Raw genomic sequence first — 19,351 nt, forward strand, 5'->3', positions numbered from 1 at the left:
TCCAGAGATGTTACTCGCTGGTAATTGGCCTCGATACTGCCACGCGGCACCGCCGGAAGCCCAGACGGAATCGAGTCAGTACGGCTCAAGTCACCCGGTCGGCGACGACGGCTTCACTCGCCGAAATCGCCGTCCACCAGCTCCTTCACCTTCTCCAGGGCGGCGGAAGCCTGCGGTCCGGTCGCCCGCACGCGGATCCGGTCGCCCTGCCGGGCGCCGAGCGACATGAGGCCGAGCACGCTGTGGGCGTCGGCCTCCTGGTCGCCCAGGCGCACGGTGACGTCGGCGTCGAACGCGCTCAGCGTGCGCACCAGTAACCCGGCCGGCCGGGCGTGCAGGCCGACCTCGTTGCGCAGCTCCAGCTCGATTTCGGCGCCGTCGCCGGTGGCCTCGGCCGGCGCCAGGTCCTCGGGGATTCCCGCCGCGGCGGCTGCCTCCGCCACCGCCTTGCGGCTCCGGCCGGCCTGCGCCGCGACCGCCGCCGCGATCGCGCCCTCGACCAGCGGGCCGTCCGCGACGATCGCGGCCGAGGGGTCGGCCAGCGACTCGACGGCGAGCTCGGCGGTCATCTGCGCGCTGCCGAGGTCGTAAAGCAGCACGACACCGTCGCCGTGGTCGGCGCGCTGGGTGGCGGCGACGACCTCGTCGTAGTCGGTGCCGATCGAACCGTCGGAGAGGCCGCCCGCCGGCACGATGGTGACGTCCGGCGCCATCTGGGCGGCCAGCTCGGCCAGTCCTTCGGCGAGTTTGGCGCTGTGCGAGACGAGCACGATTCCCACGCTCACCGGGCGGCCTCCGCGAACGCCCGCAGCAGCAGCGCCGACGACCGGGCGCCGGGATCCAGGTGCCCGACCGCGCGCTCGCCGAGGTAGGACGCCCGGCCCTTCCGCGGCACCAGGTCCACAGTGGACTCCGCGCCGGTGTCCGCCGCGTCGGCCGCCGCGGTCAGCACCGCGGCGACGTCCCCGCCGTCCGCGGCCGCCTTCTCCGCGGCCGACACCGCCGGGATCAGGGCGTCGACCATGGTCGCGTCGCCGCCCACCGCCTTGCCGCGGGCCTGGACGCCTTCGAGGCCGGCGCGCAGGGCCTCCAGCAACGCCGGGACGTCGAGCTCGCCGGCCGGGCCCAGCTTGGCCGAGGCACGCAGGAAAGCCGTGCCGTACAACGGGCCCGCGGCCCCGCCGACCTTGGAGATCAACGTCGTCGCGACCAGCTTCAGCACTCCGCCGGGGGTGTCCGGGACCGCGGAATCGAGCGCCGCCACGACGGCCGCGAAGCCGCGGTTCAGGTTCTCGCCGTGGTCGCCGTCGCCGATCGCGCGGTCGAGGTCGATCAGCTCCACGCGGTGTTCGGCGACCACCGCCGCGGCGGCGCGCACGGCGGTCGCGACGCCGTCGGCCGTGCAGGCCATCAGAGCCCCCACCGCAGGGCCGCGGTGTTGACCGGGGCGTCCCACAGCTCGGTCAGCTCGTCGTCCAGTTTGAGCAACGTCAGGCTCATCCCTTGCATCTCGAGGCTGGTGATGTACGGGCCGACCAGCCGGCGCTCGACCACGATCCCACGGTCGGCCAGCAGCCGCTCGGCGATGCCGTGGGCCAGGTAGAGCTCGACGAGCGGGGTGCCGCCCATCGAGTTGGTGAACAGCAGCACGCGGTCGCCCGAAGCGAACGGCAGGTCCGAGACGACCGCCTCGACCATCCGCGCCACCAGGGCGTCGGCCGGCTCGGCCGGGATCCGCTCGCGGCCGGGCTCGCCGTGGATGCCGATGCCGAACTCGATCTCGTCCTCGCCGAGGTCGAAGCTGGGGGTGCCGGCGTGCGGCACGGTCGGCGCGGTGAGCGCGACGCCGATCGACCGGACCTGGCCGATCACCTTCTGCGCCAGCGCGGTCACGGCGTCGAGCGAGTCGCCGCGCTCGGCGGCGGCGCCGGTGATCTTCTCCAGCAGCACCGTGCCGCCGACGCCGCGGCGGCCCGCGGTGTACGTCGAGTCCTTGACCGCGACGTCGTCGTCGATCACGACGCTGCGGACCTCAAGGCCCTCGGCGGCGGCCAGCTCGGCGGCCGTCTCGAAGTTCAGCACGTCGCCGGTGTAGTTCTTCACGATGAGCAGCGCGCCCGCGTCGCCGGTGGTGGCGGTGACGGCGGCCTGTACCGCGTCCGGCGTCGGCGAGGTGAACACCGCACCCGGCACGGCGGCGGCGAGCATGCCCCGGCCGACGAAGCCGCCGTGCAGCGGTTCGTGCCCGGACCCGCCGCCGGAGATGACGGCGACCTTGCCCGCGACCGGCGCATCGGCTCTGATCACGACATCCGGGTCGTACTGGACGCGCAGGACGTCGGCGTGCGCGGCGGCAAGCCCCCGCAGCGACTCGGCAACCACGTTCGCCGGATCGTTGATGATCTTCTTCACGGCAGCCTCCGGCACATCGGCGGGTGGGGTGCCCCCTTCCTACCTCGCCGCGCGGCCCGCCGCCAGATCAGGGTTTGGGGAGCTTCGTGACGACGTTCTCCGCCACGGTCACCGCGGTGCCACACGGATCGCCGGCGCTGTCGTCGTAACCCCGGAAGTCCACCTGGGCCAGTTCGACGTCGTCGCCCTGCCACGGCCGGTGCTGCCACTCGACCGTGCACCGGGAGTCGCCGCTCTGCTGTTTCTTGAACGCGGTCACCCCGTTGCCGAGGTCCACCTTGGAATAACCGTCGCCGACGATCGGGGGCAGGCCGGGCCGGAACCCGATCGTCACCGCCGGGCCCCGGTCCTTCCACTCGCACGAGTGCAGGCCGGTGGGTGCGGCCTTCGCCGACGGCACGGCGGCGGTCACCACCGCGGTGTCGGCCATCGCGCACGGGTCGGCGGTCAGCACCGTGCCCGCGGGGGTCGAGTACTTCTCCGGCGAGTTGTGCGCCTTCTGGACGACGGCCTCCACCAGCGCCTGCCCGGGGCGGCAGGGGTCGCCGGCGTAGGCGACGGTCACCGCGAACGCCATGTCCGGGTTCAGCGCGGTCATCGCCGCGACGGTGCAGTCGGTGTCGCCGGTCTTGCTCACCCGCAGCGGCAGGCCGCCGACCTGGCCGGTCGTCTTGTCGGCGTGGGGCAGCAGGGTGCCGCCGACCTCGAGTTCGAGCCGGATCTCCTTGCCGCCGGGGTCCTTCACCTTGTTGCGGCAGGTGTCGAAGGCGATCGTCGACGGCGACGGGTCGTCCTCGACCGTGCCGAGGCCCAGCGCCCCGAGGGCGTCCTTGGTCAGGAACTGGCACGGCTGGATCGTGCGGAGCACGCCGGCCGCCACGGCGGGGTCGGTGATCGGGCCGTCGGCGACCTGGCCGGAGCCGGCCGCCGCGGGCACCGTCGTCCGGGCGAAGTTGGACTTGCCGAGGTCCGGCCCGCACGCCGTCAGGGGCAGCGCGAGGGCGGTGACCAGCAGGAACAGCTTCGGGAACCGGCGGCGCCGGACGTCTGGGAACACGCCGAGCACGGTAGCCGCCGGTGCGCGCCGCTGTCCGGACAACCCGGTTATTCGCCGGCGGCGACCGGTGTGTCGTCGCTCTCGGTCCCGGTGTCGGCCGGCACGACGAGCGGCCGGACCAGGGCCCAGGTGACGAACAGCGCGGCGACCACCAGCATGCCGATGCCGGCCCACAGGTTGATGTTGACGTCGGCCGCCTTCTTGATCTCCTCGTCGGAGGTGAAGCCGATGCCCATCACGGTGAGGATGACGCCGTAGACGCCGATCAGCAGCGCGATGATCAGCCGGATGTCGAAGGCGCCTGCCTTGTGTGCGCGCGGCTGCGACTCGGTAGCCATTCCGACCTCCTAGAAGATGGCGTTCAGGGCGATGGTCAGGACGAGCACGATGCCGGCGAGCAGACCCGGCTTGCGGTACCAGCCCGCGTTCTCGCCGGTGGAGTCGTGCTGCCGGGTTTCCTTCGGCGTCAGCGAGTAGACCAGGCCGACCAGTTCCTCGTCCGGCTTCGGCTTGGTCGCCAGCGAGACGACGACGCTCACCACGATGTCGACCACGAAGGCGACACCGGCGGCCACGAAGCTGGTGCCCTGGCCCTCCAGCCCGATCACCCCGGCCTGCGAAAGGCCCCAGATCGTGATGGCGGACGCCGTCCCGAGCACCAGGCCGCTCCAGCCGGCGTGCGGGGTCATCCGCTTCCAGAACATGCCCAGGATGAACGTCGCGAACAGCGGCGCGTTGAAGAAGGAGAACAGGTCCTGCAGGTAGTTCAGGATGTTGCCGGAGTTCGACGCGATGAACGCGGTGCCGATCGCGAGGATCGTGCCGGCCGAGGTCACCACGCGGCCCAGGTTCAGGTAGTAGTGGTCCGGCTTGTCCTTCTTCACGTACGTCTGCCAGATGTCGTACGTGAAGACGGTGTTGAACGAGCTCAGGTTCGCCGCCATGCCGGCCATGAAGGACGCGAGCAGACCGGCGATGGCGATGCCGAGCATGCCGTTCGGCAGCAGGTCGCGCATCAGCAGCAGGAGCGCGTTGTTGAAGGTGACGCCGCTTTCGGCCTTGCCGCCGTCGAGCAGCACCTGCTTGTCCTTGACGTACTCGGACACGGTGACCGCGGCGATCATGCCGGGGATGATCACGATGAACGGCACCAGCATCTTCGGGAACGCGCCGATGATCGGCGTGCGCCGCGCGGCGGACATGCTCTTGGACGCCATCGCGCGCTGGACCTCGACGAAGTTCGTCGTCCAGTAGCCGAAGGAGAGCACGAACCCGAGACCGAAGACGATGCCCAGCACCGAAAGCAGGCTGTTGCCGAAGCCGGTCAGGTTGTCACCGGGCCACGAGTGCAGCTGCGCGGTGCCGCCCGGGCTGTTGGTCACCTTGTCGACCAGGCCCTGCCAGCCGCCGACCTTGACCAGGCCGATGATCGTCAGCGGCACCAGCGCGATGACGATGACGAAGAACTGCAGGACCTCGTTGTAGATGGCGGCGGAGAGGCCGCCGAGCGCGGTGTAGGAGAGCACGATCGCGGCGGCGACGATGATCGACACCCACAGCGGCCAGCCGAGCAGCAGGTTCACCACGCTGGCCAGCAGGAAGAGGTTCGCGCCCGCGATCAGGATCTGGGCGGCGGCGAAGCTGATGCCGTTGACCAGGTGGGCCGGCTTGCCGAAGCGCCGCCGCATGAACTCCGGGACGCTGCGGACCTTGGAGCCGTAGTAGAACGGCATCATCACGATGCCGAGGAACAGCATCGCCGGGATGGCGCCGATCCAGAAGTAGTGCACGGTCGGCAGGCCGTACTGGGCGCCGTTGGCCGACATGCCCATGACCTCGACCGCGCCGAGGTTGGCCGAGATGAACGCCAGGCCCGTCACCCAGGCGGGCAGCGACCGGCCGGACAGGAAGAAGTCGAGGCTGCTCGACACCTGCCGCCGCGCCAGGTACCCGATGCCGAGCACGAGCACGAAGTAGAACGCCAACTCGATGTAGTCGATCGCGCTCGCGTCGAGTCGCAGGTTCGCATCGGCTAGGACGAGCACCCGACCCACCTCCGGCTGTTTCCTTTTCAAGCAGGACAGAATCCGACAGGAATCACCAGCATCCTGTCGGATCCGGACAGTACTGCATGGATTCAGGGTCGGCACGCTGACGTGTCCACAATGGCCGGAAGGCGCGCCTCCCCCGGCTGTCACCAGGGGAAACGCGCCTTCCTCACGCGCCGCGGGAGCGGCTGGTCATCACCGGTCGGTCGGGACCGCGATCTCGCCTTCCTCGTCGATCAGCTTGGCGAGCACCGCGTCGGGCAGGTAGGTCCGGTGCGGGAAGCCCGGGCCCCACGAGTTGAGGATCGGCACGGCGCCGAGCGCGTCGGCCCGCGGGTTGGCGAGCACGGAGTGCACGTCGTCGACCGACTTCGCCCAGCGGAACGCCTTGATGCCCTGCTTGGCCTCGGGGGTGTACTTCTCGCGCGCCTGCCAGTCGTCGTTGGCGTAGGAGTCGTCCCACAGGACGTGCCCGGTCTCCTTGAGGACCTCGGCCGCGGCCCGGACCGACGTGCCGTTGTCGTCGCCCGGGTTGGTCTCGGGCCACTCGTCGCGCTTCTTGGCCGCATCCCAGAGCCAGCGGGCCGCGTACTCGCTGCTGTTGAACAGCGACATGCACCGGGACCAGCCGAAGCCGACACAGGCACCTTCGCGGCCCTGGTCGTAGAACGCGTACAAGGCGTCAGTGTCCGGTGTGCCGCCCGGTTCGAGGCAGACGCAGTGGCCGCCGCGGATGTGGCCGAGTTTCTTGACGCCGGCCTTCGCGATGAAGAACTCGCCGGACTTCTCGTCCTGTTCCGGCTCGTCGAACGCCGAGTACCAGTTGACGCCGATCACGACCGGCGACCGGGTCGGGCGGTCCTCCTCGGCCAGCGCACCGAGCGGATACCTTTCGACGTGCCGCCAGTCGTCCGGAATGAACCGGCCCAGACGCGGGTCGGCCGGATCGGAACCGAGTGGGCGATAACGCATGACTTCCTCCTCCGTGCAGCCGAAAATGCGCGCACACCGGCCGGATGGCATGCGCACCCGAGCTCGAAGGCGGACTGAAAACGTTGGCACGACAACGAAAGACGGCCGAGCGCACCACCCTCCGGCCACGCCGGACGCACCGGCGGAACCCCTCGAATCGAGTGTCGCACAGCACCGTCGAATAAGATCCCGATCTCACCCGAACAGCGCAGGAATCGGCGTGAAAAAATTCCTCTTCACTGCGCGGCGCCCTATCGGGTTGACGATTCCCTGGCGGAGCAGGAATCACCGAATCAGATACGTCGATTTCCGCATCGATTCGGTATCGGCCCCGAGATCCGCCCGTTCGGGCAGCCGTGGGGCCGATTTTTCACCGACCGTCGTCAGTCCGGCACCCGCCGGAAGCGCGGCACGCGGCCGGCGGGCGTCTCGACCGTCTCGGCGAACATCGCCTCCGGGCGCACCCACAGGCCCATTTCGCCGTACAGCGCCCGGTACACCACGAGCTTCTCTTCGGTCTCGCTGTGCCGCGCCACGCCGAGCACTTCGTACTCGCCGCCCTTGTAGTGGACGTACCGGCCAGGCTCCACGGTCAGAACAGCCGGAATTCGTCGGACTCGATCCCGCGGAGTTCGTCGTAGTCCAGCGTGAGGCAGCGGATGCCGCGGTCCTCGGCCAGCGTGCGGGCCTGCGGCTTGATGATCTGGGCCGCGAACACGCCCTGCACCGGGGCCAGCAGCGGGTCGCGGTTGAGCAGTTCCAGATAGCGGGTGAGCTGCTCGACGCCGTCGATTTCGCCGCGCCGTTTGATCTCGACCGCGACCGAGCGGCCTTCGGCGTCGCGGGCCATGATGTCGACCGGGCCGATCGCGGTCGGGAATTCGCGGCGGACCAGCGTGTAGCCGTCGCCGAGGGTCTTGATGTGCTCGGCCAGCAGTTCCTGCAGGTGCGCTTCGACGCCGTCCTTCTGCAGGCCCGGTTCCGCGCCGAGGGCCTGGGAGTAGTCGTGGAAGACCTCTTCGATCGAGATCACCAGCTTCTCGCCCTGCTTGTTCTCCACGATCCAGAGCTTGCCGTCCTCGATCAGCCAGCACGGCGGGCTCATCCAGTTCAACGGCTTGTACGCACGGTCGTCGGAGTGCACCGACACCGAGCCGTCGGACTTGACGAGCAGCAGGCGGGTGGCCATCGGCAGGTGGGCGGTCAGCCGGCCGGCGTAGTCGACCTGGCACCGCGCGATCACGAGACGCACCCGAGGAGGGTAGGACAGGGTCGGTGATACTGGGCGCGTGGACCCCATTCAGCGTGTCGCGTCCCGCGAGGTGTACCGGAACAACTGGATGACCGTGCGGGAGGACGAGATCCGCCGGTCCGACGGCTCGGCGGGCATCTACGGCGTGATCGACAAGCCCACCTACGCCCTCGTCATCGCCCGGGACGGCGACCGGTTCCGGCTGGTCGAGCAGTTCCGCTACCCGCTCGGGCAGCGGCGCTGGGAGTTCCCCCAGGGCACCGCGCCGGACCTGGCCGACCTGCCGCCGGGCGAGCTCGCCGCGCGGGAGCTGCGCGAGGAGACGGGTCTGCGCGCGGGGTCGCTGGTCCCGCTCGGCAAGCTCGACGTCGCGGCCGGCATGAGCAGCCAGCGCGGCTGGGTGTTCCTCGCCACGGACATCACCGAAGGCGAGCCGGAGCGCGAGCACGAGGAGCAGGACATGCGCAGCGCGTGGTTCGACCGCGAGGACATCGACAAGATGATCGTCACCGGCGAGATCACCGACGCGCAGTCGATCGCCGCGTGGGCCCAGCTCATGCTGGCCGAGCGGCACCGGCCTTGAGCATCCCCCGGATCACCAGGTGGTGGAACGGCTTGATGAGCGCGAAGTAGGCCGGGCCGACGCGGTTGTGGAAGTGCACGATGGTGCCGAGCCGGAAGCCGCGCGGCAGCGCCTCGACCGTCAGGTACCCGGTCAGGTGACTGTCGTCCACGCCGGCCACCAGGTAGCGCTCGGGATCGCCGGACCGGACGGTGAAGAACGCGACGCGGTCGCCCGGCGCGAAGCCGACGTCCTCCGGCCGGAGCCGGCCGGTCCGCGGCACGGAGGCGGTGTCCAGCCGCAGCGCCTTGGCGAGCAGGTAGCGGACGCCGAACAGGGCTTTCACCCAGGCCGGCGACCAGCCGAACACGCCCGCGACGAACTCGCGCAGGCTGTTCTCGCTCTCGATCTCCTTGAACTCGACGTAGTCGGCTCCGTCGACGTACGGCTCGGTCATTTCCGTCTCCCCAGTACGAATTCCAGTGCGTTCTTCAGCCCACGGCCGGTCAGCGGCGGCACGACCTGTGCCGCCCCGACGACGACCAGGTAGAGCGCCTGCGCGAGATCGGCGTCGCCGCTGATCTCGGTCAGGTAGGCGACGCGGGTGGCGTCCACGCGCTCCTGGACCGCCCTCGCCTCGGCGTCCTGCAGCGCCCACGCCCGGACGGCGATCTCGAGCTCCGGCCCGGGTCCCGGCGCGAGGACCAGGCTCAGCAACACGATCAGCCGGTCTTCCCCCGCCCCTTCGGCCTGCTCCACGAACCGCGTGGTGCGTTCGGTTTCGAAGTGCTCCAGCAAGGCGGTCCGGTAGCCGGTGATGCCCTTGAAGTGGTGGTAGAAGGAGCCCTTCGACAGCCCGAGGCGTTCGGTGAGCCGCTCGATCGTCACCGCCGGCGCACCCTGTTCCGCCAGCAGCACCAGCCCCGCGTCCAGCCAGTCCCGTTTGCCCGCCATGGCCATACCATACCGTATGGTACTGGCCGCGGCCACGAAAAAGCCCCGGCCGGAGCCGGGGACGAAATCAGTCGGGCCAGGAAGGTTTGCGCTTCTCCAGGAAAGCCGCCATACCTTCGCGCGCACCGGGCAGCTGGGACGCCGCTGCCATGACCTCCAGCGCGATCGCGTACGCGTCGGCCTCGGGCCGGTCGAGCTGGGCGTAGAGCGTCACCTTGCCCATCGACTTGCTGGCGCGGCTGCCGCGCGTCGCCCGCGACAGGAGGTCCCCGACGGCGTCGTCGAGCTGGTCGTCGGGGACGACCCGGTTGACCAGGCCCCAGTCGAGCGCCGTCGCCGCGTCGATGACGTCGCCGGTGAGCGCCAGCTCCATCAGCCGCTTGCGGCCGATCGAGCGCGCCACCGGGACCGCCGGCGTGTGGCAGAACCAGCCGCCCTTGCCGCCCGGCAGCGCGAACCCCGCCGACTCGGCGGCCACGGCCAGGTCGCACGACGCCACGAGCTGGCAGCCCGCCGCGGTGGCCAGGCCGTGCACCCGCGCGATGACGACCTGCGGGATCGACTGCATGGTCTGCATCAGGTCGGTGCACAGCGTCAGCAGTTCGCGCACGCCCATCAGGTCGCGCTTGGCCACGTCGCCGAAGTCGTGCCCCGCGGAGAACACCGGTCCCGCGCCGGCCAGCACGATGCCGGTCGCGTCGGACGTCCCCGCGACACGGAACGCGGCGAGCAGCTCGGCGAGGTGGTCCGCGGACAGCGAGTTGCGCCGCTCCGGCCGGTTCATGGTGATCGTGACGGTGTCGCCGTCCCGGCTCATCAGGAGGTGCTCGTACATTCCCCGACCGTAGCCCCTCCGGCCCGGAACGTGCGCCGGTAACTGTCCGGGCCGACGCCGACCTCGGCGCGCATCCGCCGGCGCAGGTTCGCCGCCGTGCCCAGCCCGGACCGCTCGGCGACCCGGTCGACCGGCAGCGACGTCGTCTCCAGCAGCCGCTGCGCGTACCGGACGCGCTGGACGCGCAGCCAGCGCCCCGGCGTCACGCCGGTGGCCGCGGCGAATTCGCGGTGGAACGTCCGCTCGCTCATCCGCGCGTGCCCGACCAGGTCCTCGACGCCGATCCCGGCGCCCAGCCGGCCCAGCGCCCAGTCCATCGTGGACGTCAGGCCGGGCTGGGCCGCCGACGGCGGCAGCGGGTGGTCGACGTACTGCCGCTGCCCGCCCTCGCGGGCCGGCGGCATCACGAGCCGGCGCGCCAGCGCGGCGGCGACGTCGGCGCCGTGGTCGCGCCGGACCAGGTACAGGCAGAGGTCGAGGCCGCCGACGACGCCCGCGGACGTCAGGACACCGCCGTCGTCGGTGTAGAGCACGTCCCGCTGCAGGTCCGCCCGCGGTGCGGCGCGAGCGAGCGCGTCGAGGTCACGCCAGTGCGTGGTCGCCTGGCGGCCGTCGAGCAGCCCGGCGGCGGCGAGCGTGAACGCGCCGGAGCACAGCCCGGCGACGGTCGCCCCGGCCCGGTGCGCCCGGCGCAGCGCCGTCACGGCGGCCGGCGGGACCGGGGAAAGCGGGTCGTCGCGGCCCGGCGCCAGCACGAGGTCACAGCCGCCGAGCCCGGCGAGCCCGTGCGTGGCCGCGACGTCACCGAAGGGCGAGAGGGGCGTGCGCACCCGGCCGGGGCTGCAGAGCCGGACCGTGAACGGGCCGATCCCGCTGTCGGTCCGGTCCTGCGCCCAGACCTCGCCGATCACCGCGAGGTCGAACCCCCGGGTGCCCGGCAGCAGCAGGACGCCGATCGTGCGCATGGCAGGAAAGTACCGCATCGCGCACCTTCTGCCACTCCCGTCCGCCGTGCCGAAGCCGGGAAACTCGACGGCATGACGGAAACGGCACTCATCCTGATCGACGTCCAGCGCGGGTTCGACGAGCCGGGCTTCTGGGGTCCGCGCAACAACCCGGGCGCGGAAGCGAACATGAAGGCCCTGCTCGACGCGTGGCAGGAAAGACGGCTCCCGGTGGTGCTCGTGCACCACGACTCCCGGGAGCCGGGCTCGCCGCTGCGGCCCGGGCAGCCGGGCAACGACTTCAAGGCCGAACTCGACGGCGCCCGGCCGGACCTGGTGTTCGGCAAGCAGGTCAACTCGGCCTTCATCGGTGACGTCGACCTCGACGCGTGGCTGCGCAAGCGCGGCATCACCAGCTTCGTCCTGGGCGGCATCCAGACGAACTTCTGCTGCGAAACCACCGCGCGGATGGGCGGGAACCTCGGCTACGACGTGACTTTCGCCCTCGACGCGACGTTCACGTTCGACCTGCCGGGCGTCGACGGCGACGTCGTGACCGCGGACCAGCTCTCCCGCGTCACGGCGGCGAACCTGGCGAACCAGTTCGCCACCGTGAAGTCCACAAAGGACATCCTGGCCGGGCTCAGCTGAGCCCGTGCCGCTCCCGGACCAGGTCCACGATCCCGGCCATGATCCCGGTGAGCTCGTAGTCCTTGGGCGTGAACACCCGGGCGACGCCGCGTTCGGCCAGCAGCGCGGCGTCGTCCGGCGGGATGATGCCGCCGACGATCACCGGCACGTCCCCGGCACCCGCGGCACGCAGGCCGTTGACGACCTGCGGGACGACCTCGAGGTGCGAGCCGGAGAGCACCGACAGCCCGACGACGTGCACGCCCTCCTGCACCGCGGCCGCGACGATCTGCTCGGGGGTCAGCCGGATGCCCTGGTAGACGACCTCGAACCCGGCGTCGCGCGCCCGGACGGCGACCTGCTCGGCGCCGTTGGAGTGCCCGTCGAGCCCCGGCTTGCCGACCAGGATCCGCAGCCGCTCGCCCAGTTCCGCCTCGGTTTCCCGGACCCGCGCGCGCACCCGCTCCAGCTCGGGGTCACCCGCGCCGGCGACCGCGGAGGCGGAAACCCCGGTGGGCGCCCGGTATTCGCCGAACACCTCGCGCAGCGCGCCGGCCCACTCGCCGGTGGTCACGCCGGCCCGCGCACAGTCCACAGTGGCCTCGAAGAGGTTCTCCGTGGTCTGCGCGCGTTCCTTCAGCGTGGCCAGTGACCGCTCGACGGCGGCGTTGTCGCGCCGGGCGCGCCACTCCTCGATGGCCTGGATGGCGGCCTTCTCGGCGGCGGGATCGACCGTCTCGATCGCCTTCGCGCCTTCGGCCTGCAGCGGCGACGGCTCGGTCGTCTCGAACTTGTTGACGCCGACGAGGACGCGCTCGCCGTGCTCCATCCCGCGGCGGTACTCGGCCAGTGACGCGACGAGCTGCGACTTCATGTACCCGCTCTCGACCGCGGCCACGGCGCCGCCGAGGTCCTGCACGCGGGCGATCTCCTCGCGGGCGCCGGCCATGATCTCGTCGACCTTGGCCTGGATGACGTGCGAGCCGTCGAAGATGTCCTCGTACTCCAGCAGGTCGGTCTCGAACGCGAGCACCTGCTGCATCCGCAGCGCCCACTGCTGGTCCCACGGCCGCGGCAGGCCGAGGGCCTCGTTCCACGCGGGCAGCTGGATCGCGCGGGCACGGGCGCCGCGGGAGAGCGACACCGCGAGCATCTCCAGCACGATCCGCTGGACGTTGTTCTCCGGCTGCGCCTCGGTCAGCCCGAGCGAGTTGACCTGGACGCCGTAGCGCAGGCGGCGCGCCTTGGGGTCCGTCACGCCGTAGCGCTCGCGGGTGAGCTCGTCCCAGAGCGCGGTGAACGCGCGCATCTTGGACATCTCCTCGACGAACCGGACGCCGGCGTTGACGAAGAAGGAGATCCGCGCGACGACCTTCGCCATGTCGGCCGCCTCGACCTGTCCGGAGTCGCGGACGGCGTCGAGCACGGCGATCGCGGTGCACAGCGCGTATGCGACCTCCTGCGTCGGCGTCGCGCCGGCTTCCTGCAGGTGGTAGCTGCAGATGTTGATCGGGTTCCACTGCGGGACGTGGTGCACGGTCCACGCGATGACGTCGGTGATCAGCCGCAGGCTCGGCCCCGGCGGGAAGATGTAGGTCCCGCGGGACAGGTACTCCTTGATGATGTCGTTCTGCGTGGTGCCGGCCAGCTTCGCGAGCACCTCGTCGACGTCACGCCCCTCGGCTTCGGCCTGCTCGCGCGCCACGGAGACGTACAGCGCGAGCAGCCACATGGCCGGCGCGTTGATGGTCATCGACGTGTTCGCCTCGGCGAGCGGGATGCCGTCGAACAGCTGCCGCATGTCGCCGATGTGCGACACCGGCACGCCGACCTTGCCGACCTCGCCGCGCGAGAGCTGGTGGTCCGGGTCGTAGCCGGTCTGGGTGGGCAGGTCGAAGGCCACCGAAAGGCCGGTCTGCCCCTTCGCGAGGTTGCGCCGGTAGAGCTCGTTCGACGCGGCCGCCGAGGAGTGTCCCGCGTAGGTGCGCATCACCCACGGGCGGTCTCGTTCTCGGTCCGTTGGGTACGGCACGGTGCACCTCCGGCGGTGGGCGATCCGTCGAGTGTACCCGCCGGTAACTTAGCTGGGCAGTGGAATCGGACACGTCCGGGTGACGACCGGCGCTCAATCCCAGGCCTGCTCCTCCTCGATCAACCGGCAGAGCCGGGCGGCGTCCGGCACGGTGAACAGCTCGATCGCCGGCGCCCCGTTCCGCGACGGCACCGGGACGCCGAAGACGTTCACCGACGCGTCCAGCCGCTTCAACGTCACCGTGCCGGTGCCGTCCTGGCCGGGATCGAGGATGGGTGGCTCCAGATCGCTCAGGTACTCCTCGCGGGTGCGGCCCGAGACGCGGTCGGCGACCACGACCCGCTGATCGGTCACCGCGTACACCGCGCGGCGCCTCGTCCGGAGCCGCCACACCACGGGCCCCCAGGCGATGGCGAGGCCGAAGGCCGCTAAGACCACGACGACCGGGAGCCCGCCGACCGAGTCCGACAGCGCGGCGGCCACCGGCCCCGCCACCAGGAGCGGGCCCAAGACCACGCGGAACCACTCGCCGCCGGTCGGGACGACGCGACGGGACCGTCCCGACCACAGCAGGTGCTCCCCCGGCAACAGCACGATGATCGGTTCTTCCACGGCGGCCTCCCGGCGTCCTTTGCCGGGTGACGCTCCGGGTGGCCGCGGGGGTTGCCTCGGCTCAGGCGGCCGAGCTGTCCTGTTCCGGCGGGGCCTGACGGGCCTTGGCCTCGTCGATGGCCTTGGTCAGCAGGTCGCGGACGCGCTTGGGCTCACCGATGCCGAACAGCGTCACCGTGCCCGGGCCGAAGCCGATGGTGCCGGTGCGGGACGGTCCCGGCTTGAGGACCGGGGCCGGCAGGCCGGCGAGTTCGCTGGCGCGTTCCTTCTGCCGGAACAGGCCCGAGCGCGCGATGATCCGGCTGTCCGTCACGGCGTAGGTCGTGCGCCCGAGGGCGAGGTACCGGACGACGGAACGCCCGACGGCCCCGTAGCAGCCGACGACCAGCACGACGACCGTCGCCACCAGCGCGGCACCGGTCGGCTCTTTCACCAGCAGGAACCAGAGCGCGGCGGCGGCCAGGACGAGCCCGGCGGGGGCGATCACCCCGTCCGCGGCGACGTAGAGCGGGCGCTGGACCGGTTCTCCCGCCCAGAGCACGCGTTCACCGGGCAAAAGATCGATTTCCCCTGCTGACATGGCCGAACACTACTCCGCCCGGACGCCTTCCGCCGAGTGCCGCGGCGCTGTGACCGAAATCCGCGAGACCGGGCGGCGGCCGGTCGATTAGCGTGGGCAGCCGTGACGTGGAGCTTGTACGGGAGTTACCTGGTCATCGTGGTCCTGATCGTGCTGGCGCCGGGCCCGGACACGATGGTCATGCTGAAGAACGCGCTGTCCGGCGGGTTCCGGGGCGGGCTGCTCGCGTCGCTGGGCATCTTCACCGGCAACGCGGTGCAGGGCAGCGCCGCGGCCCTCGGCCTCGGCGTCCTGATCGCGCGGTCGCAGCCGGTGTTCGTCACGCTGAAGTGGGCCGGCGCAGCCTACCTCGTCTTCCTCGGCTTCCAGGCGCTGCGCGGGGCGTTCCGCGGGAACTACGACGGCGTCGAGCAGGTGCAGCGCCGCCGCGGCGGCGGGTTCCGCCGGTTCCGCGAAGGGTTCCTCTCCAACGTCACCAACCCGAAGGTGCTGGTGCTGTACCTGTCGGTGCTGCCCCAGTTCCTCGACCCGGCCCGCACGACGACGTGGGACGCGCTGGCGCTGGCGTACACGGTCGCCGTGCTCGGCGTGCTGTGGCTGCTGGTGCTGCTGGTGTTCGTGCACCGCGTGCGGGCGTGGCTGGAGCGCCGCCGGGTCCGCCGCGCCCTCGACGGCGTCACCGGCACGGCCCTGCTCGGCTTCGGCGCGGCCTTGGCCCTGGAGTCCTGATGACCTGGAACACGTACGCGGGGTTCACCGCGATGATGGCGTTCCTGGCGATGATGCCCGGCCCGGACACGATGATCGTCCTGAAGAACGCCCTGACGGGCGGCCCCCACGGCGGCGCATGGGCGTGCGCGGGCATTTCGGTGGCGAACTTCCTCCAGGGCACGGCGGCGGCCTTCGGCCTGGGCGCGGTGATCGCCCGGTCGCAGCCGGTGTTCCTGACGCTCAAGTGGGCCGGCGCGGCGTACCTGGTGTACCTGGGGATCCAGGCACTGCGCGGCGCGTGGCGCGGCGACTACGACGCCCTGGACGACGTCCGCCGCGCCCGCGCCACCCGGGGACGGCGGTTCCGGGAGGGGTTCCTCTCCAACATCACGAACCCGAAGGTGATCGTGCTGTACCTGTCGGTGCTGCCGCAGTTCCTGACCCCGGGGGTGACGGACCAGGGCGACGCGCTGCTGCTGGCGTACACGGTCGCGGCGCTGGGCGTGCTGTGGCAGGTGCTGCTGCTGTTCTTCGTGCACCGCGTCCGGGGCTGGCTCGGACGGCGCCGGGTTCGCCGGGTCATGGACGGCGCCACCGGGACGGCGTTGGTGGGATTCGGCGCGGCGCTCGCCCTGGAGTCCTAACCTGAGCCCATGACCTGGGGAACTTATGGCACGTACGTGCTCTTCGTCGTGCTCGTGCTGATCGTGCCGGGGCCGGACACCGCCCTCGTGCTCAAGAACTCCCTCGCCGGCGGCAAGCGCGGCGGTGTGCTGACCGCGCTCGGCATCGGCTCCGGCAACCTCGTTCAGGGCCTCGCCGCGGCGCTCGGGCTCAGCGCCGTGATCGTGCGCTCCGAACCCGTCTTCGTGACCCTCAAATGGGCCGGAGCGGCGTACCTCGGCTATCTCGGCGTCAAGGCACTGATCGCGGCCTGGCGCGGCAACTACAGCGCACTCGCCCAGGCGAAGCCCCGCGGTGGACGGCGCTGGCGGGAGGGCTTCCTCGGCAACCTCACCAACCCGAAGGTCCTCGTCTTCTACCTGTCGATGCTGCCGCAGTTCCTCGGCCCGGACTCCTCGATCGCCGAATCGCTGCTGCTCGCCGCGACCGTGGGGGTGCTGGCCACGCTCTGGCAGCTCGTCGTCGTCGCCGGCGTGCACCGGATCCGGGGCTGGCTGGGACGGCGCCGGGTCCGCCGGGTGCTGGACGGCGCGACCGGCACCGCCCTCGTCGGCTTCGGCGCCGCCCTCGCGCTCGAAGGCTAGAGCGTCCGGTCCAGCCAGTCGTAGATCCGGCCCACCGCGAGCCGCTGCGCGCCGACGTGGCAGTGCGCGTCCGCGCCCTCCTCCGCCGTGAACGTCAGCAGCGTCTTCGGTGCCTCAAGGTGCGCGTACAACCGGCGCGGCTCGGTCTCCTCCACGCCGCCGAAGAAGAGGTCGTCCGCCGCTTCGCACACCAGGACCGGGCACGTGATCTTCTCCGCCACGCCGCCCTCCAGCGTGTACTCGAGGTACTTCGCGATGAACTCGCGGTCGGACGCCGCGCCCAGCACATACCGGCCGTGGTCGCACGCCCAGCGCAGCGTCGGGCTCGCCTGCCGTCCCGCCGCGAGCATGGCGTCGAACTCCTCGTCGTGCTCGGCGTTGGCGCGGCGGACGATCTCCTCCCGTGGCCACGGCAGCATCGCCGTCACCGCGGCACCCGCGTCGTACACGCCGTCCACCGCGACGACCGCGGCCAGCCGGCTCTCGTACGCCGCCGCGCGCGGGGCCAGCATCCCGCCGAGGCTCACGCCGAGCAGGGCGATCCGCTCCGGGTCGACGCCGTCGAGCGTGCGGGCGAAGTCCACCACCGGCGTGACGACGTGCTCCCAGTCCGGGCGGAACACGAGCTTCTCCCGCCGGACCGCGCTCGGCTGGCCGGGGCCGTCGAACGTCAGCACGTGGTAGCCGCGCTCCGCACCGGCCGCCGCGCCCAGGTAGTGCAGTTCCTCGGCGCTGCCGTCGAAGCCGTTGTGCATGATCAGCACCGGCTTCGGCCCGGCGCCCGGCGCGCGGTAGAAGTACCCGCTGAGCGTCGTTCCCTCGTACGGGATTTCGATCGGTTCCGCGACGCCTGCACGCCGGAAGCACTCGACGCTCCGGTCGTACGCCGCCGCGATCCGCGGGTCCGCCGGGTTGCCGTGCAGGAAGAACTCCGACGAGAAGTAGTACGTCGACGCGCGGAGCAGCAGGTCACGGGCCGTCACCGGGCCCGCGTCCGCCGCTTCGGCGTACAGCCGGTCGGCCATGGCGCGGTAGGCGTCGTGCCAGCTGTCGTAGTCGCCCGCCGTCACGGCCGACGCCGCCGCGACGACCTCCCCGAAGTCCGAGCCGCCGTAGGCCGCGTGGCCGAACAGGCGCAGGGTCTCGAACCAGAACTGCACGTCCTCTTCGAACATCAGCTGCTTCATCGGATTTCCTCCTGCACGAAGGTGGCGAACGGCCGGGCGGCCCGGCCGGTGATCCGCTCGACGGTCCGGGTCACGCGGTCTTCGGCGCCGCGGCGGATGTCGTCGTCCAGCGCGGCCAGCACGCGGGCGAACTCACCCGGGATCCCGGCCGAGGTCAGCCGCGCGGCGAACTCCGCGGTCTCGACGGGACGGTGCCGTACCGTCCGCCCGAGGTGCGCGGAGACGACCGCGGCGGCTTCGGCGTAGCTGAGGGCGGCCGGGCCGGTCAGGACGTGTTCGGCGTTGTGCGGTACTGCGTCGGTCAAGGCGCGGACGGCGACGGCGGCGATGTCGCCGGCGTCGACGAAGGCGACCCGCGCGTCGCCGGTGGCCGTGACGATCTCGCCGTCCCGGACACCCTGGGCGACCAGGTGCTCGCCGGTGAAGTTCTGCATGAACCACGACGGCTTCAGCACGGCCCACTCCGGCGCCGCGCGCACCAGGCGCTGCAGCTCGCCGAGCCCCGGCGTGTCCGCGGTGACGGCCGACGAGCTGAGCAGCACCACCCGCCGGACGCCGGCGGCCAGCGCGTCGCCGAGGAACGGCTCCACCAGCCGCGCGGGCTCGGCCTCGCCGATCGGCGGCAGCAGGTACACCGCCGACACTCCGCGCAGCGCGCCGGCGTGGGTGGCGCGGTCGGCCCAGTCGAACCGGACCTGCCCGGGTTCGCCCGGCTTGCGGGTGGCCGCCCGCGCGGTGACGCCGTTCGCACGCAGGCCCGCGACCACCCGGCGGCCGGTGGTGCCGGTGCCGCCGAGCACCAGGATTTCAGCCACCGAACGCCGCCGTCAGCTCGGCGACGCCGCCGAGGACCTCGGCCGCGGCCAGCGGGCTCCAGTAGTCGCGGTAGGTGCGGATCGCGCCGTCCTCGACCGTGATCACGGCGATGTACGACAGCTCGTACGGCTTCTGCGTGGCCACGACGACCCCGGCGACGGTGAACTCGGCGACGACCACGCCCGGGTCGGTGGTTTCGTGCACCGTCTTGGCCGTGACCTCGCGGATGTCGAGCAGGTTCGGGTAGTCCCGCAGGTACTCGCGGATCGCATCGCGCCCCTCGACGCGCTTGGGGTAGCCGGGGCCGGCGAACGGGAACTCGAGGACGCCGTCCTCGGCCCAGAGCCCGGCGAACCCGGCCATGTCGTGCTTGAGCAGCAGCTCCAGCGCATGCTCGACGAAGTCGCGCATCGCAGCCTCCTTCCACGTTCGGACGATACGGTACCGTCCCGACGTCACCATAGACGGGACGGTACCGT

Annotated in this window: 24 protein-coding genes; 5 read left to right on the plus strand and 19 right to left on the minus strand. The window is 71.4% G+C overall.

Features of this window, described 5'->3' with window-relative positions; genetic code table 11:
- Nucleotides 1-113: 113 nt before the first annotated feature.
- From dhaM to nucS, 9 genes are all read right to left on the minus strand, one after another.
- The gene (gene dhaM, locus AB0J55_RS29940; protein ID WP_364255724.1) at nucleotides 114-785 is read right to left on the minus strand and encodes a dihydroxyacetone kinase phosphoryl donor subunit DhaM; all 672 of its coding nucleotides are present in this window, start codon (nucleotides 783-785) and stop codon (nucleotides 114-116) included.
- On the minus strand, nucleotides 782-1,411 hold the full coding sequence (gene dhaL / locus AB0J55_RS29945; RefSeq protein ID WP_364255727.1) for a dihydroxyacetone kinase subunit DhaL: 630 nt from the start codon (nucleotides 1,409-1,411) through the stop codon (nucleotides 782-784). Before dhaL ends, dhaM begins: the two co-directional genes overlap by 4 nt.
- Nucleotides 1,411-2,412: a dihydroxyacetone kinase subunit DhaK gene (gene dhaK, locus AB0J55_RS29950; protein ID WP_364255730.1), complete on the minus strand. Its 1,002-nt coding sequence runs from the start codon at nucleotides 2,410-2,412 to the stop codon at nucleotides 1,411-1,413. Before dhaK ends, dhaL begins: the two co-directional genes overlap by 1 nt.
- Nucleotides 2,413-2,479: 67 nt before the next feature.
- On the minus strand, nucleotides 2,480-3,469 hold the full coding sequence (locus AB0J55_RS29955; RefSeq protein WP_364255733.1) for a DUF3558 domain-containing protein: 990 nt from the start codon (nucleotides 3,467-3,469) through the stop codon (nucleotides 2,480-2,482).
- A 47-nt stretch (nucleotides 3,470-3,516) separates the two neighbouring features.
- A complete protein-coding gene (locus AB0J55_RS29960; protein WP_364255736.1) occupies nucleotides 3,517-3,807 on the minus strand; it encodes a hypothetical protein in 291 nt (96 codons plus the stop codon).
- 9 nt (nucleotides 3,808-3,816) lie between these two features.
- Nucleotides 3,817-5,514 (minus strand): sodium:solute symporter family protein, encoded by a 1,698-nt coding sequence (locus AB0J55_RS29965; RefSeq protein WP_364255739.1) that lies wholly within the window; start codon nucleotides 5,512-5,514, stop codon nucleotides 3,817-3,819.
- A 198-nt stretch (nucleotides 5,515-5,712) separates the two neighbouring features.
- On the minus strand, nucleotides 5,713-6,489 hold the full coding sequence (locus AB0J55_RS29970; protein WP_364255742.1) for a hypothetical protein: 777 nt from the start codon (nucleotides 6,487-6,489) through the stop codon (nucleotides 5,713-5,715).
- Between the two features lie 383 nt (nucleotides 6,490-6,872).
- Nucleotides 6,873-7,079 carry a DUF1653 domain-containing protein gene (locus tag AB0J55_RS29975; protein ID WP_364255745.1) on the minus strand — a complete coding sequence of 69 codons (207 nt, stop codon included), beginning with the start codon at nucleotides 7,077-7,079 and terminating at the stop codon, nucleotides 6,873-6,875.
- A gap of 2 nt (nucleotides 7,080-7,081) precedes the next feature.
- A complete protein-coding gene (gene nucS / locus AB0J55_RS29980) occupies nucleotides 7,082-7,741 on the minus strand; it encodes an endonuclease NucS (RefSeq protein ID WP_167384890.1) in 660 nt (219 codons plus the stop codon).
- A 37-nt stretch (nucleotides 7,742-7,778) separates the two neighbouring features.
- Here nucS and AB0J55_RS29985 point away from each other — a divergent pair, with 37 nt between their 5' ends.
- On the plus strand, nucleotides 7,779-8,324 hold the full coding sequence (locus tag AB0J55_RS29985; RefSeq protein WP_364255748.1) for an NUDIX hydrolase: 546 nt from the start codon (nucleotides 7,779-7,781) through the stop codon (nucleotides 8,322-8,324).
- Here AB0J55_RS29985 and AB0J55_RS29990 read toward each other — a convergent pair.
- From AB0J55_RS29990 to AB0J55_RS30005, 4 genes are all read right to left on the minus strand, one after another.
- Entirely contained in the window at nucleotides 8,296-8,760 is a 465-nt protein-coding gene (locus AB0J55_RS29990; protein ID WP_364255751.1) for a DUF2867 domain-containing protein, read from the minus strand. The genes AB0J55_RS29985 and AB0J55_RS29990 overlap by 29 nt on opposite strands.
- Nucleotides 8,757-9,257 carry a TetR/AcrR family transcriptional regulator gene (locus AB0J55_RS29995; protein WP_364255754.1) on the minus strand — a complete coding sequence of 167 codons (501 nt, stop codon included), beginning with the start codon at nucleotides 9,255-9,257 and terminating at the stop codon, nucleotides 8,757-8,759. Before AB0J55_RS29995 ends, AB0J55_RS29990 begins: the two co-directional genes overlap by 4 nt.
- A 67-nt stretch (nucleotides 9,258-9,324) precedes the next feature.
- On the minus strand, nucleotides 9,325-10,092 hold the full coding sequence (locus AB0J55_RS30000; protein ID WP_364255757.1) for an enoyl-CoA hydratase-related protein: 768 nt from the start codon (nucleotides 10,090-10,092) through the stop codon (nucleotides 9,325-9,327).
- Nucleotides 10,074-11,057: a helix-turn-helix domain-containing protein gene (locus tag AB0J55_RS30005; RefSeq protein WP_364256304.1), complete on the minus strand. Its 984-nt coding sequence runs from the start codon at nucleotides 11,055-11,057 to the stop codon at nucleotides 10,074-10,076. Before AB0J55_RS30005 ends, AB0J55_RS30000 begins: the two co-directional genes overlap by 19 nt.
- Nucleotides 11,058-11,129: 72 nt before the next feature.
- Here AB0J55_RS30005 and AB0J55_RS30010 point away from each other — a divergent pair, with 72 nt between their 5' ends.
- A complete protein-coding gene (locus AB0J55_RS30010; protein ID WP_364255760.1) occupies nucleotides 11,130-11,687 on the plus strand; it encodes a cysteine hydrolase family protein in 558 nt (185 codons plus the stop codon).
- Here the strand turns inward: AB0J55_RS30010 and AB0J55_RS30015 are convergent.
- From AB0J55_RS30015 to AB0J55_RS30025, 3 genes are all read right to left on the minus strand, one after another.
- Nucleotides 11,680-13,698, minus strand: coding sequence for a protein meaA (locus AB0J55_RS30015; protein ID WP_364255763.1), 2,019 nt, complete (start codon nucleotides 13,696-13,698; stop codon nucleotides 11,680-11,682). The two genes, AB0J55_RS30010 and AB0J55_RS30015, sit on opposite strands and share 8 nt — an antisense overlap.
- A gap of 93 nt (nucleotides 13,699-13,791) precedes the next feature.
- Nucleotides 13,792-14,310 (minus strand): hypothetical protein, encoded by a 519-nt coding sequence (locus tag AB0J55_RS30020; RefSeq protein ID WP_364255766.1) that lies wholly within the window; start codon nucleotides 14,308-14,310, stop codon nucleotides 13,792-13,794.
- A 61-nt stretch (nucleotides 14,311-14,371) separates the two neighbouring features.
- Entirely contained in the window at nucleotides 14,372-14,890 is a 519-nt protein-coding gene (locus AB0J55_RS30025) for a PH domain-containing protein (protein WP_364255769.1), read from the minus strand.
- A gap of 102 nt (nucleotides 14,891-14,992) precedes the next feature.
- Between AB0J55_RS30025 and AB0J55_RS30030 the strand changes: the two genes are divergently transcribed.
- The 3 genes from AB0J55_RS30030 to AB0J55_RS30040 are packed head-to-tail and all read left to right on the plus strand — an operon-like array spanning nucleotide 14,993 to nucleotide 16,869.
- Nucleotides 14,993-15,619: a LysE family translocator gene (locus AB0J55_RS30030; RefSeq protein WP_364255772.1), complete on the plus strand. Its 627-nt coding sequence runs from the start codon at nucleotides 14,993-14,995 to the stop codon at nucleotides 15,617-15,619.
- Nucleotides 15,619-16,245 (plus strand): LysE family translocator, encoded by a 627-nt coding sequence (locus AB0J55_RS30035; RefSeq protein ID WP_364255775.1) that lies wholly within the window; start codon nucleotides 15,619-15,621, stop codon nucleotides 16,243-16,245. Before AB0J55_RS30030 ends, AB0J55_RS30035 begins: the two co-directional genes overlap by 1 nt.
- Nucleotides 16,246-16,254: 9 nt before the next feature.
- Nucleotides 16,255-16,869, plus strand: a complete 615-nt coding sequence (locus AB0J55_RS30040; protein ID WP_364255778.1) for a LysE family translocator — start codon at nucleotides 16,255-16,257, stop codon at nucleotides 16,867-16,869.
- Here AB0J55_RS30040 and AB0J55_RS30045 read toward each other — a convergent pair.
- Genes AB0J55_RS30045 through AB0J55_RS30055 form a run of 3 tightly spaced genes read right to left on the minus strand, consistent with a single transcriptional unit; the run spans nucleotide 16,866 to nucleotide 19,334 of the window.
- Nucleotides 16,866-18,056, minus strand: coding sequence for an alpha/beta fold hydrolase (locus tag AB0J55_RS30045; protein ID WP_364255781.1), 1,191 nt, complete (start codon nucleotides 18,054-18,056; stop codon nucleotides 16,866-16,868). The genes AB0J55_RS30040 and AB0J55_RS30045 overlap by 4 nt on opposite strands.
- Complete coding sequence (locus AB0J55_RS30050; protein WP_364255784.1) at nucleotides 18,053-18,871, minus strand: ergot alkaloid biosynthesis protein; 819 nt, start codon at nucleotides 18,869-18,871, stop codon at nucleotides 18,053-18,055. Before AB0J55_RS30050 ends, AB0J55_RS30045 begins: the two co-directional genes overlap by 4 nt.
- Nucleotides 18,864-19,334, minus strand: coding sequence for a nuclear transport factor 2 family protein (locus AB0J55_RS30055; protein ID WP_364255787.1), 471 nt, complete (start codon nucleotides 19,332-19,334; stop codon nucleotides 18,864-18,866). Before AB0J55_RS30055 ends, AB0J55_RS30050 begins: the two co-directional genes overlap by 8 nt.
- Nucleotides 19,335-19,351: the final 17 nt, after the last annotated feature.

The sequence above is a fragment of the Amycolatopsis sp. NPDC049688 genome (assembly GCF_040674975.1).
In the GTDB taxonomy this organism is placed as follows: Bacteria; Actinomycetota; Actinomycetes; order Mycobacteriales; family Pseudonocardiaceae; genus Amycolatopsis.

Coding starts and splice junctions, on each gene's coding strand:
- dhaL (WP_364255727.1), bottom strand. CDS start 1,411: ATGGCCTGCACGGCCGACGGCGTCGCGACCGCCGTGCGCGCCGCCGCG.
- AB0J55_RS29960 (WP_364255736.1), bottom strand. CDS start 3,807: ATGGCTACCGAGTCGCAGCCGCGCGCACACAAGGCAGGCGCCTTCGAC.
- AB0J55_RS29970 (WP_364255742.1), bottom strand. CDS start 6,489: ATGCGTTATCGCCCACTCGGTTCCGATCCGGCCGACCCGCGTCTGGGC.
- AB0J55_RS29990 (WP_364255751.1), bottom strand. CDS start 8,760: ATGACCGAGCCGTACGTCGACGGAGCCGACTACGTCGAGTTCAAGGAG.
- AB0J55_RS29995 (WP_364255754.1), bottom strand. CDS start 9,257: ATGGCGGGCAAACGGGACTGGCTGGACGCGGGGCTGGTGCTGCTGGCG.
- AB0J55_RS30000 (WP_364255757.1), bottom strand. CDS start 10,092: ATGTACGAGCACCTCCTGATGAGCCGGGACGGCGACACCGTCACGATC.
- AB0J55_RS30005 (WP_364256304.1), bottom strand. CDS start 11,057: ATGCGCACGATCGGCGTCCTGCTGCTGCCGGGCACCCGGGGGTTCGAC.
- AB0J55_RS30010 (WP_364255760.1), top strand. CDS start 11,130: ATGACGGAAACGGCACTCATCCTGATCGACGTCCAGCGCGGGTTCGAC.
- AB0J55_RS30025 (WP_364255769.1), bottom strand. CDS start 14,890: ATGTCAGCAGGGGAAATCGATCTTTTGCCCGGTGAACGCGTGCTCTGG.
- AB0J55_RS30035 (WP_364255775.1), top strand. CDS start 15,619: ATGACCTGGAACACGTACGCGGGGTTCACCGCGATGATGGCGTTCCTG.
- AB0J55_RS30040 (WP_364255778.1), top strand. CDS start 16,255: ATGACCTGGGGAACTTATGGCACGTACGTGCTCTTCGTCGTGCTCGTG.
- AB0J55_RS30045 (WP_364255781.1), bottom strand. CDS start 18,056: ATGAAGCAGCTGATGTTCGAAGAGGACGTGCAGTTCTGGTTCGAGACC.
- AB0J55_RS30055 (WP_364255787.1), bottom strand. CDS start 19,334: ATGGTGACGTCGGGACGGTACCGTATCGTCCGAACGTGGAAGGAGGCT.